A 12,148-nucleotide genomic window follows, 5' to 3' on the forward strand; every position below is an offset into this window, starting at 1 on the left:
AAAAAGGCCGTTTTGTTTAAGAGACAACTGCTTTAATGTATTTGATCGTATATCCTTTTGATACAAATATGCTTTCATAATGTGTCTTGACCCCATAATGCTCGTCGTGCAGATGCGACTCGTAAAGATCAGCCGTATGCTCGATGATCGTAAAGCTTTCCGATTCGCTCAGTTTTTCAAGACTGTACTCGTATAGGAAGGTGCTGTCAGTTTTCAGGTAAAACATGCCTCCCGGCTTTAAGTATCTCGCATAGCGCGCGAGGAATTGAGGATTAGTCAGCCTTTTGTTCTCGTCCCGGTCCCTAACCTGCGGATCCGGATGAATAAGCCAGATCTCACTGAGCTCATTGTCTTCAAAAAATTCATCTGCATACTGTATGCCTGCCCGCAAAAAGGCAACATTATTAAGTTTGTTCTCAGTCGCGATCAGACTGCCCCTTGCGATGCGGTCTCCTTTGATATCCATCCCAATAAAGTTCTTTTCAGGGAACTGCTTGCCTAATCCAATGGTGTATTCACCCTTCCCACAGGCAAGCTCAACGACAACCGGATAATCATTTTCAAAGTATAAACTATTCCAATGGCCTTTGATTTGGGTGTATAAGGGTTTTCCTGCTTCAATAACATTCGCGGCGTCGGCGCTAAACTTGTAGTGTTCTAACTTTCTTCTGGTCATTCTATTCAATAATCTATTACAAATCTTCAATGTCGGCCACTACAAAAGTGCTTCCGCCCACGTAAATAGTGTCCTGTGGATTGGAATCACCGATTGCAGCATTCAATGCATCATTTACATTCAAAAAGGCTCTTCCAATTAAGCCAAACGACGCGGCCAACTGTGTCAGCTCCCTGGCATCCAGTGCGCGCAAATTGGAGGGCTGACAAAAATAAAATACCCCATCAGAGGGAAATAATTGCAGCATGGAAGTGATGTCTTTATCGCCGACAAAGCCAACAACAAATCGCTGTGCGCCGGTCGCGACGCTTTCAAATTGCTCTAACGCGGACGCTAATCCGGCGGTGTTATGGCCGGTATCGCAATAAACATCCGGCTTTTCACTGAGTTTTTGCCAGCGTCCTTTTAAGCCTGTGATTTTAGTGACAGCCGAGAGAGCCTCCCTTACTTGCGAGTCAGGAAGCATCCAACCCTTTTTTCTTAATGTCTGAATCGCTGCTACAACGCCTGCAATGTTCTTTAACTGATAAGCACCGGTAAGGTCTAAACGCAACCCTTTAAAGATGCTCGTAAGCGTTTCTTTTTCAACTACATCTACTTCCAACAAGCCATCCCTAAGACTTTTCTTCTGCACGTTATAGTGGTCGGAAGCATAGATAATCGGTGCATCCGCATTCAGAGCTGCATTCGAAAGCAAACCGCTGATAGAATCGGACTGCTTTTCACTGACTACGACTGGAATGTTCGGTTTAATTATGCCAGCCTTTTCAGCGGCTATTTCTTCCAGCGTCTCGCCTAAATATTGCGTGTGATCCAGGCTGATGTTGGTAATTATGGACAGTTCTGGTGTTATAATGTTAGTCGAATCCAGCCTTCCGCCCATCCCAACCTCGATTACCGCAACATCCACTTCCATTTTCGAGAAATACGAAAATGCCATGGCAACAGTCGCTTCGAAGAATGAAGGCGACAATCTTTCGATGTTAGATTTATTTTCGCTGATAAAGTCGATAATGAACTCTTCTGTTACAAATTGGCCATTAACCCGGATTCTCTCCCGAAAATCCTTTAAATGGGGTGATGTGTAAAGCCCGACCTTATAACCGGCTCGCTGCAACACAGCAGCAAGCATATGAGATGTGCTCCCTTTGCCGTTGGTTCCGCCAATATGGATGGTCGGGTAATGATTCTGGGGATCACCGAGAAAGTTACAAAGCTCCCGGGTAGTATGAAGGCCCGGCTTAAAAGCACGGGCCCCAATGTTCTGAAAAACCGGCAGGCGGCTATACAGATAATCCAATGTTTCCTGGTAATTCATTCTGAGGACTATTGGGAACGGATTTTAAATGTGATCGTTCCTACCGATTCGTCTGGCACGTTTGATGACTTTGGGATAAAGGTCAAATCGCGCACTGCGCTTTTGTATTTATTAACAACTGAATAATCCGTAACTGTTGTGTTTTGCGTGATAATGCTCTTCACACGGCCATTCTTATCTACGGTAATTTTGAATGTAATATCGCCCGTAGCATCCGAATTATCATCCACAACCGGCCTTCTCGACCAGCTCCAACCGGATAGGCTCAACCCTACTGCCGTTCCGCCACCGCCGCCTTCACCTTTATATGTCTTGGCAAACAAGCTTCCAGTTTTAGAACCCTTGTCACCTACGCCGTCTGCATCATCGCCATTGTTATTGCCACCCACGCCGCTTTTTGTGCCGTTTGTGCCATTGCTTCCCGACTTGCTTCCGGATGATTTTGTGAACAATGCATCCTTATTAACTGCCTTTTCAGGGGTCGGCTTGGCAGCCGGGGCCGATGAAGCTTCGGAACCGGTCGATTTCTTGCTCTCATTCTTCTCAGGCGCTTCCACCGGGCTCTCAGCCTTGGATGTAATTACAGGCTTCTCAGCAACCGTTTTTGTGGGTTTCACCGGCTCAATCTTCGGAGGAGTCGGCGGTGTTGGTTTGGGTGTCGCAACAGACTTAACCTTTTTCACCTCATCCGCATCTGCACGCATATTTTCAGCGACCTTGCTGTCATTAGGCTTGTTAAACGTCTGCACGTCGCCGCGGCCGACCTTGTCAGTTCCGTAGTTCACTTCCACAAAAAGCTCCATAGGAGCCACTTTGGGTATTGAGCTGTTCAGCCTGATAAAGAAGAATATGCCAAGCATTGCGATGGTGATCCCTATGGACATAGCCCAGGACACTGCAATTCTCTGACGATCTTCGGCTTGTAATACAATCATTGTATTTGCTATTATTTTTCTGTTTCAACAACGTAAATTTAAAAAAAATCGTGTGTTACGAAAAAAGGAAGCACTTTAATGCTTCCTTCTCTATGCTTTTTTAGATTATTTTTTCTTGTAAACCCAGCCCGCTTCTCCGATCACTCCTTTCAGCTTATTAGAGGCGCGGTAAGCATCGGTCTCGGTGCCGTATCCGTTCGTTGCCACCTTCACCTTCTTACCAAACCGGTCAGGAGGCAAAATGCTGGCGTCCTCAAATCCTTTTTCCTTTAACTGGGCCAGGAGCACTTTTGCTTGCTTGATCCCTTTAAATGTTCCTGCGATCACATAGAACTTAGAAGACGATGCTGGCTCGATGGTTGCAGCCGGCTCTGGCTTAACCGCCGGGATTGCCATTTTTGCCTTAACTGAATCATCCTTTAAAGGTTTCGCAGTTTCAACTGACAAATTGGTTACAGCAACAGAATCAGTGATTAAGACTGGTTGTGCGGTTGGTTTAACAGTTTCCGGTTCAACAACGGTCGTTTCCGATTTTTCCTCATTCGTTGCTTCTGCTTTGGCAAACAACTCGGTGAATGGGTTCAATGTGCTTTGAATGTCGCCGTTTCTTGAATTGACCAAAAACACACTCAAACTGCAGATCAATGTGGCTATGGCTGCCGCAGCGGCCCATCTTACCCACTTGAATGTGCCTGTTCTATCCTCTTCTAATTCAATAACTTCAACCTGTTCCTCAGCAATGTAATTGTCTCCAACTGCGATCGGAACTATCTTTTTATCAACCTGCTTGGCCCTGATCTTCTCAAAACCATACCATTCATCCTTGAAATATTTCTCAGTGTTAGGCTCGAAAACCAGCTTACCCTCGATATTCTTGCTGAAATCCCCAATCCCCATGATCTGCGCCCGGCCGTGTTGTTCGAGGTTATGGCGAAGTTCATCCGTATAACCTTTTACATATTCAACCGCTTCCAGATGCGACAAGCTTTCATGACGCGAAATGTAATTGGCTAAGAGTCCATCGTCCAGTTTAAGAAACTCATTGAATGCCAGTTTCTTAGCAGGAGGAGAAAAAGTCTGCGACATCGAATCATAAGCAGCGGGGATCTGGTGCGAAAGCAATGCTCCGAATCCTGGAATGATTACAAATTCATATTCACCTACAAGTTTTCGGATGACTGTTTCGACTGCTATCATGAATGTTTTTTCAGTTAACTCAGCGAAGTTAAAAAGAAAACGATAATCCTCCAATAAAGTTTAGTCCTTGCTGCGGGTAATACTGGTAACGCTGATACTGCTTGCCCAACACATTGTTGAGGGCCACAAATGCAGAGAAGTTCCTGGTTAACAGATAATCAATCTTGAAATTCAGGTCCGCAATAACAGGCAGTTTGGTCACTTCGCCGCTCTGGAAAATTTTTGCTTTTATTCCTCTCAGCATATAAAAATCCGCTGTTACGAACAATTTTTTACTGATTGCAAGCGCATTAAACCAGTTTAACGTAAGATCAGGACGGTGCCAGGGTTCTTCAAGGTCTGCAACTGAGTAATCAAAGAAGTTTACTTTAACAGACGTTTTGAACAGATCATTAAAGTTGTAACCCGCCTGACCGGAAATGCTCAGCACTTTTGTCTTGCCCGGATCATAAATGATCGAGAACTGCGATGTGTCGGCCAGGGAATTGTTGAAATAATAAAAATTTCTGTATTGCGTGTAAGCAACTTTACCTTCATAATTGAAACCAGCAAGTCCCTCACCTTTTACGCCTGCACTGATTTCAGAGTCCTTATCAGTGTTAAGTATTTGAACATTGGGACCCAGCCACATGTTCTCGCCCAGCATACTTTTCAGCGTATTTCTCACCATATCTCCATTCCAGCCAGCGAATACGTGCAGCCCGTCAAAAGGTGCAACGTCAATGTTCAGAACCGGGAATGCTTTCGTTCTGTTGATCTCCAATTCGCTGTCTGTTTCGTTGGCCACATTAATCCCCGCGGTTACCGAGAACAGGTCGGATGTGTATTTGAATGTTGGTTTTACCCGGAACAGATTCCTGTTATAAGTGAAGCGGTCTACACGTTGGGTCACGAAGGCGTCTGCTTCCAATAATGCATGAAACGATTCCGATAGCGGCACGGACGCCATTAACTTGGTTCCCCAATCCAATTCGGAAGCTTCATAACGGTCGCGCAATGTGTGCAGGCTCGTTTTCACGGAATAATCGACAAGCACAGAAGCATCTGTATTTTCAAAACCCAATGCTACACCAAATCTATTAATCGTCTGGCGGATGCTGTCCCGGTTCACCTGAACAGTTTCGGGCTGTGGCTGATAACCGTAGAAATAGTAGTTCTTACGATCATAGTCCAGCGCTGCCTCAACCTTGTACTTGCTCCGAATGTATTTACCGCCTATCCTGAAATTGGTTGACGCATTAGCCGAGTTCTTATTATCAACCGGACCATTGGCGGCGGATAAATGTTTCAACTGCGTGGTAAAAACCAGATCTTCGGAAGGACGGCCGCCTACGAATGCTTCACCCAGAAAACGGCCGTAGTTACCAGCACCAAGCTTAACGTAATTATTCAGCACATCCGGTTCGTCCTTGCGTTTCTGTTCGTCCGATGATGCTGCTACGCTCGGCGTCAGCTTCGGCGACGAAAGGTCGATTTGCGGATCAATGATCTGGTAGTCAACTTTTTTCTTGCCCGTTTCACCTTTTATCGGATCAACTTTATCATAAACCCGGTTTGCAGGTGCGAATTCAATGCTTTTTTCTTTTACAATCTCGTAAGTCTGGCTCTCAATCTCGCCCCGTTGCGCCATAGCGAACTGGGAAGAAAAGCCAAGTGTCAATAGAAATAAGGAAGAACGTATCGCGGTGGATTTCGTCATGAGTCTTAATATTTTCTGTTAGTCCCGCAGGAATGAATCTTTTTATTTACTGATCTGAGCCAATTTTTCCTTAGCAAGCTCAACTGCTTCTTTATCGTCGGAATTATCGATAATGGAGGTTAATGTAGCCTTAGCCTGTCCCATTTCGTTCAAACCTACGTACACCTCAGCAAGCAGTATAAAAGACCTTACACGCCAGTAATCATATCCCTCGAAATTCTTGCCCATCTCAATGATCGCCGTCTCAGCCTCTTTGAATTTCTTGTTTTTGAAAAGAATCGTTGCTGCCCAGTAACTGGCCTCGGCGCCGTATTCGTCTTTTGACGTTGCAGCGATCTTTTTAAACTCTTCGGCTGCCTTTGTCAGATCCCCGCGGTCGTAGGGCACTTTACCCGCATATAGCTGGGCTTTTCCCACTGCACCCGGGATCAGGTTGCCACTATTGATGACTTCTTTGGCATAATATAATGTGGAGTCGTAGCTTTTCAATGTATAATAAGTGTCCATCAAGCCAACCCAGGCCTGCGCCTGTTCTTTCTTGCTTTCCGAATTGCGGAGCAGCACCCGGAAGTTTGAAACCGCATTGTTGTAATTGCCACGGGCGATTTCCAGTTCTGCGGAGCGTTGTGCAGCTGCCGCAACAAACGTTGATTTATTCTGCTGAACCACTTTACTGAAATATTGCAATGCCTCGTTCACCTTGCCGCTCTTGTCGTAAGAAGAAGCAATGAAATAGTTTGCATCATACTGATGCTTGCTCGCCGGGTAACTCTGAATGAAGCCCTGCAATGCATTGATCGCGTTCTCATATTTTTCTGCATAATAAAGGTTACGCACATTATCGAACTCCACTTCTTCGAGCTTCTCGTTACCCGGATTGTTTTTCCTTACAACGCCAAGCACCTGCGTAAACTCCTCCGGACGTCCAACTGCTGTATAGGCTTCCTGAATCCCTTCCAAAGCGCTGTTTGCGGATGGAGAGTCTGCATATTCAGTTAAGATCTTACGGAAATCGACGATCGCTTGTTCGTACACCTGCAAGTTATAGTATGACTGCGCGCGACGAAGCAATGCTGCGGGGATTGCGTTGCTCTTCGGTTTCTCGTTGATCATTCTCGTGAAACCTTTCACAGCAGCAGAATAGCTCTGTTTTTGGAAATCAATGTCGGCCAACTGGAAATAGGCATCATCCAGATATCTCGACTGCGGATATTGGCTGATCAGCAGATCAAACTGTCTGCGCGCTTCCTGCTCCCGGTTCATGTATACATAAGCACGTGCCTTCTGGAATAATGCGTAATCCTTATCCACTTTACCTTTGGACGAAACCTGCTCGTAGGTCTTGATCGCCTCATTATAATTCTTGGCAGCCAGGTAGCAATCCGCCAGCCGGGAAAAGCCATCTTCGATCATTGCCGGCTCGATGCCTTCAATGTTGTTCGTAAACTCCTTAAAGTAAGTTAAAGCCTGAGCGTATTTTTTCTGGTTATAGTAAATGTATCCCAGAGCATATAAGCTCTTTCTTGCATAAATGCCTGCTTTCGGATTTTTTGAGATCTGCGAGTACAGGTTGGCAGCTTCATCTACTTTGTTCAAACCATATGTAGACTCCGCCTTATAGTATGTTGCAGAAATGAAAAGTTGCTCATCAATAGGAAACTTGATGGACTTATCAAACATCACAATAGCGTTATCAAACTTCTGCGCATTGAAATCGAGGACTCCCTGGTTATAAGTAAGCCTCTGATAGGTGCCATTTATTTTAGCATTCCGCTTGGAAAGGCCCTCAATGTACTTTATTGCCCCAACCGAGTTGCTTGCGCTGGCATATCCTTCTGCTACTAATTCGGTTGCTTCCTCTGTATGTTTGCTTTCAGGATATCTTGCCATGAAGTCATTAAACTCCTTTACGGCCTCATTGTTGTTTCCAGACTCCAATTGAACCTTTGCATGGTTGTAAGCGGCTTCTTCTTTAACAACAGGGTTAAAGTCAAGCTTAGCGGCATTGTCAAATGCTGTTAAAGCATAAGTTAACTTAGAAGTCTTTAAGTAGCTGATTCCCAGGATATATGAGGCGTACTGCGAAACAGAATCTTTGCCCGGCCCGACGGGTTTCAAGTTTGTTATTGCACCTTCATAGTTACCGCTTCTGAACAGCGCATGACCATAATGTAATGCCACCGTCGGAGGCACAACGCCTGGTTTCATTCGCTTGTAACGCTCGTATGAAGTTACAGCGGCAGCATAATCGCCTTTCTCGTAATATACTTCTGCTACATACAAAGCAACGTCATCCAGTTTAGTATTGCCTCTCTGCGATTTCAAGATCTTCTCGCCGTAAGCTAGCAGCTCATCGTAACGCGTTAATTGATATAAAGATGAGATAATCCAGTTTGGTGCCTCGTTCTTATAGTAAGGATGATCCTCGATCCGCTGAAAATCCTGATAAGCTTCTTCGAATTTGTTCTTCTGGTAATTAATCACACCTGCATAAAACGAAGCATCGCCCGCATTGGCAAAAGAAGTCTCCGTTTTAACTTGGTTAAACAACGGCAGCGCCGCATCCAGTTGCTGGGTGTTGTAATAAGACATAGCCAGCTGATAAGTGCTTTCCAGCTTATTCGCGCCGCTTCCTCCTACATTAACAGCTTTATCCAGATAAGTAATGGCCTTTTCATATTGTCCGGATTCGTAGTAATACCGGCCGAGATCTCCATAAATCTGCTGTGCTTTCGGATGTTCTGAATGGTTTTTCACAAAACGGTCCACTTGTACTTCCGCTTCGGGATAGTTCAGATACAAGCCTGTAACTGCCACATAGTATTCCGCCGTAACCTTGTTATAGTCCGTGGTGCTCAGCAACTTATCATCCGTACCTAAAAACTCGTTGAATTCCTGCCTGGCTGCCACGTAGTTGGACTTTTCATAATATTCCAGGCCATTTCGAAAATGGGCTTCGGGTTCGGTTACGCTTAATGTATTCTGAGCAAAAACCGAAGATGCGCCAACATATAAAAGCATTCCGAAAGTGGAGGCGCCGTGTTTAAAAACCATAGAGACTGAGTTGGTAAATTTTTGATTTGAATTAATGTCATTAACCATATCTTTTTAAAGAGTATTTTGGTGCGCTCTTACCTCTTAAAATTGTTTGCTATCTAACGAAAAGTGTACTAAAACCGTATACGTTGATAGGAAAGGCATTTTTAACCTCAGAAGATCACTTCATTACGCCGTAAGGACTCCGAAAAATCATCATGCATTGCATCAAAACGGGAGGTAATTGCAGCAATAAATGATTCGTCCATGCAACGTTCTATTTCTGCCGGACTTTCAATTTCATAGTCATCGATTTTGTAAGTTTGCTCATACATGCCAGATTCAATTTTGACAATGTATTTATTGTTCCATTGATAAAGGCCGATCTTAAATTTGTCGTTGGGTATATCCTTAATATATCTCATTTTATAAATTGTTGCAACTCTATGATTATCAGTATTAAACTAAATAGAATACTAATATTATTAGTACTAATTCTTTCCGCTTGTTCTGGTCAGGATAAGAAAGATGCCGCTGACTTCTTTCTGAAAGGAAACAAGGCTCTTAGTCAAAAGAACTATGCCGAAGCATTACGCCTATATGACGAAGCAATTGCCAAAAATGCAGATTTTTCGGACGCCTACCTCAATAAAGGGATAACTTTATTGAAAATGGGCAGGCCGGAAGATGCCCATGAGATTTTGACAGAAGCGATTAAAATCGACCCTACACTCACACAGGCAAATCTCGTCAGGGCAGAATCAGGGCTTGATTTAGGGCGTTTGCGCGAAGCAAAGGAGGACTTGCAGCAAATTGAAAAAGATTATAAGGATTCATCGCGGTTTTTCCTCGTGCGTGGAAATCTGCTGGGTGCGGAAGGCAATGCATCCCTTGCACTTGCCGACTACGATCGCTCGATCCAATTACAGAAGCTGAATGTTGAAGCTTATGTCAACCGGGGAGCTATATACTACGGCCTTAAAAATTGGAAAGCAGCCAAGGAAGATTTTGAAAATGCCCTGGCTTTGAATCCGGTTCAACCCGAAGCACTCAACAATCTGGGATTAATTGCGACAAAAGAAAGGAATTGGAAAACGGCCCTCTCCTACTTTGATAAGGTTCTGGCAGCAACGCCAAACGATCCTTATTCGCTCAACAACAAAGGCTATGTTCTGTTGCAGACAGGTTCGGCTGAGCAAGCGAAGGAACTCATCGAAAAATCGCTCGACAGACTCCCTAAAAACGGATACGCCTTTCGCAATCTCGGCATCTATTATCAGCAGGCAGGCGCGCACGACAAGGCGATTGAAGCATTCACAAAAGCCATCGATATTGCCGAGCCGGTCGATATGCTTTACGGACTTGCGGGCCAGGCTTACTTCCAGCAAAAGAACCTTACGGAAGCTTGCAGGATCTGGAAGCAAGGCGTCGTTTTGAAGGACTCCATTTCAATGGCGGAAGCAGCAAAAAACTGTCGCTAATCTTATGTGTGGAATACTTCTAACCTATTATTCCTTACCCAACTTCTTCAATGCCTTCCAAACCCTTTCATTCTCGTAAGGATCAGTAAAAATCTCCAACAAGCTGATGCCTTTGTTCTCTAAGAACGCATTGATAGCTGTCTCTAATGTTTCAATTTCATTACAACTAAAATAGGCAACGCTTGAATCTTCACAAGTGCGCCGAGCCGAAAATGCATGTCTGGTTTCGAAGTAAGTTTCAATCTCGGGCAAGCCGGAAGGCCCGTCGATCATACGGAAGATATTTCCACCGGCATTATTGATGACCACGATTTTAAGATTCTGCGGAAGTGAGTTGATGAGCAAACCGTTGCGATCGTACATGAACGCAACGTCTCCCACAATTAATAATGTGTCCTGCCCGTTGACCATCGCAGCACCAATAGCAGTGCTCACACAACCGTCAATTCCGCTCGTTCCCCGATTGCAGAATACGCCATTGATACTACTGCCGAGGTCGAGCAAATTGACGTAACGGATAGACATGCTGTTCGCAACATGTAACTGAATCTTACTATTGATATATCTAAAAAGAATATCTAACGACGTTAAATCAGATATCAAAGATAGATTTCCTAGATAATCATCTCTCGTACTAGCTGCTGATGCATCGGTACTTGCAAAATGCCTAAGGTAGGCTGAGTCCGTTTCAGGGTCTGAATTCTGCACAAACAGCTCGTAATCAAGCTTTTCGAACAGATTTTTAAAGAAATATTGAGGAGAAACAGGAATCGTTCTTGTCAAAGATTGCGTTGGATCGGCCAGAAATGTGTCTTCGCCGATGTGCCAATGCAGCTTGGGCGGATTTTTCCTGATAAATTGTTTGAAATCTTTTGAAATGAATGACAAACCGAACGTAATGAGCAAATCCGGCACCAGTTGTTCGACATCACTTCCTCCTAGAAACAGATCGTGGTTGCGGATAATCTTCGCTCCGGAAATGTTTGCAATATGATCGGCCAGGACCGGGATGTCCCACTCTTCCGTGATCTTATTCAGCACATCGCTCAGCGCCTGATCGGGCATTTGCTGACCGGCAGCGATCAGTATTTTCGGGCAGTCTTCAAACTCATCCAGCAATGCATTCCATTCCTCCTGAGCAAGGATTTTCTCCGCCGATTGGCGCTGGATAATCCTCAAATTCGGAGACGGAATCATTTCATCACCTGGCGCAGGATAGAATGGCTCTCTGATCGGAACATTGATGTGCACCGGACCTGCCGGAACCGTTGCTGCCAGCGTTACTGCTTCGTTCGACATCCTGTTAATGGCCCATTGCACATCTGCGTGCGCATAATCAGCCGACAATTCGAATGAACGCTTGATGTGCTTACCAAATATTTCGCTTTGATAGATCGTCTGCCCATCATATTGATGCAACCATTCCTTCGGCCGGTCGGCGGAAATAACAACCAGCGGAATTTGCTGAAAAAACGCCTCAGAGACAGCCGGCGCAAAGTTGTACACTGCACTGCCGGATGTGCATATTAATACCACTGGAACGCCTGTTTGCTGCGCTATTCCCAGCCCTATGAAGCCCGCCGAGCGCTCATCCATGCACACGTGTAATGTGAAGCGCCCGAAGCGTGTAAATGCGAGCGTAAGCGCAGCGCTGCGTGAGCCGGGAGAGACCACGACGTGCCGGACTCCCTGTGCATAGCAAATGGCGGCGAGATCCACCAAAGGTTGTAAAATGGCCATATCTGTAAATAAAAATAGCCTCGTTAAGAGGCTATTTAATTAATACTGTATCAAATCACTGGTTAA

9 protein-coding genes are annotated in these 12,148 nt (G+C 44.9%); 1 reads left to right on the forward strand and 8 read right to left on the reverse strand.

The window, feature by feature from the left end; all coding sequences use genetic code 11:
• Positions 1-16 precede the first annotated feature (16 nt).
• The 7 genes from trmB to LZG74_RS20625 form a co-directional block, all read right to left on the reverse strand.
• Positions 17-676: a tRNA (guanosine(46)-N7)-methyltransferase TrmB gene (gene trmB / locus LZG74_RS20595; RefSeq protein ID WP_233798383.1), complete on the reverse strand. Its 660-nt coding sequence runs from the start codon at positions 674-676 to the stop codon at positions 17-19.
• A gap of 16 nt (positions 677-692) precedes the next feature.
• Positions 693-1,994, reverse strand: a complete 1,302-nt coding sequence (locus tag LZG74_RS20600; protein WP_233798384.1) for a folylpolyglutamate synthase/dihydrofolate synthase family protein — start codon at positions 1,992-1,994, stop codon at positions 693-695.
• An 8-nt stretch (positions 1,995-2,002) separates the two neighbouring features.
• On the reverse strand, positions 2,003-2,929 hold the full coding sequence (locus LZG74_RS20605) for a hypothetical protein (protein WP_026628769.1): 927 nt from the start codon (positions 2,927-2,929) through the stop codon (positions 2,003-2,005).
• Positions 2,930-3,034: 105 nt separating this feature from the next.
• Positions 3,035-4,126: an SPOR domain-containing protein gene (locus LZG74_RS20610; RefSeq protein ID WP_233798385.1), complete on the reverse strand. Its 1,092-nt coding sequence runs from the start codon at positions 4,124-4,126 to the stop codon at positions 3,035-3,037.
• 28 nt (positions 4,127-4,154) lie between these two features.
• The gene (locus LZG74_RS20615; protein WP_233798386.1) at positions 4,155-5,825 is read right to left on the reverse strand and encodes a TonB-dependent receptor; all 1,671 of its coding nucleotides are present in this window, start codon (positions 5,823-5,825) and stop codon (positions 4,155-4,157) included.
• Positions 5,826-5,867: 42 nt separating this feature from the next.
• The gene (locus LZG74_RS20620; protein ID WP_233798387.1) at positions 5,868-8,879 is read right to left on the reverse strand and encodes a tetratricopeptide repeat protein; all 3,012 of its coding nucleotides are present in this window, start codon (positions 8,877-8,879) and stop codon (positions 5,868-5,870) included.
• A gap of 155 nt (positions 8,880-9,034) precedes the next feature.
• The gene (locus tag LZG74_RS20625) at positions 9,035-9,286 is read right to left on the reverse strand and encodes a hypothetical protein (protein WP_233798388.1); all 252 of its coding nucleotides are present in this window, start codon (positions 9,284-9,286) and stop codon (positions 9,035-9,037) included.
• Between the two features lie 21 nt (positions 9,287-9,307).
• Here LZG74_RS20625 and LZG74_RS20630 point away from each other — a divergent pair, with 21 nt between their 5' ends.
• Entirely contained in the window at positions 9,308-10,342 is a 1,035-nt protein-coding gene (locus LZG74_RS20630; protein WP_233798389.1) for a lipopolysaccharide assembly protein LapB, read from the forward strand.
• Between the two features lie 27 nt (positions 10,343-10,369).
• On the opposite strand, the gene menD is transcribed toward LZG74_RS20630, so the two are convergent.
• The gene (gene menD, locus LZG74_RS20635) at positions 10,370-12,082 is read right to left on the reverse strand and encodes a 2-succinyl-5-enolpyruvyl-6-hydroxy-3-cyclohexene-1-carboxylic-acid synthase (protein ID WP_233798390.1); all 1,713 of its coding nucleotides are present in this window, start codon (positions 12,080-12,082) and stop codon (positions 10,370-10,372) included.
• Between the last annotated feature and the right edge of the window lie 66 nt (positions 12,083-12,148).

The organism is Dyadobacter sp. CY327 (genome assembly GCF_021390415.1).
GTDB lineage: Bacteria > Bacteroidota > Bacteroidia > Cytophagales > Spirosomataceae > Dyadobacter > Dyadobacter chenhuakuii.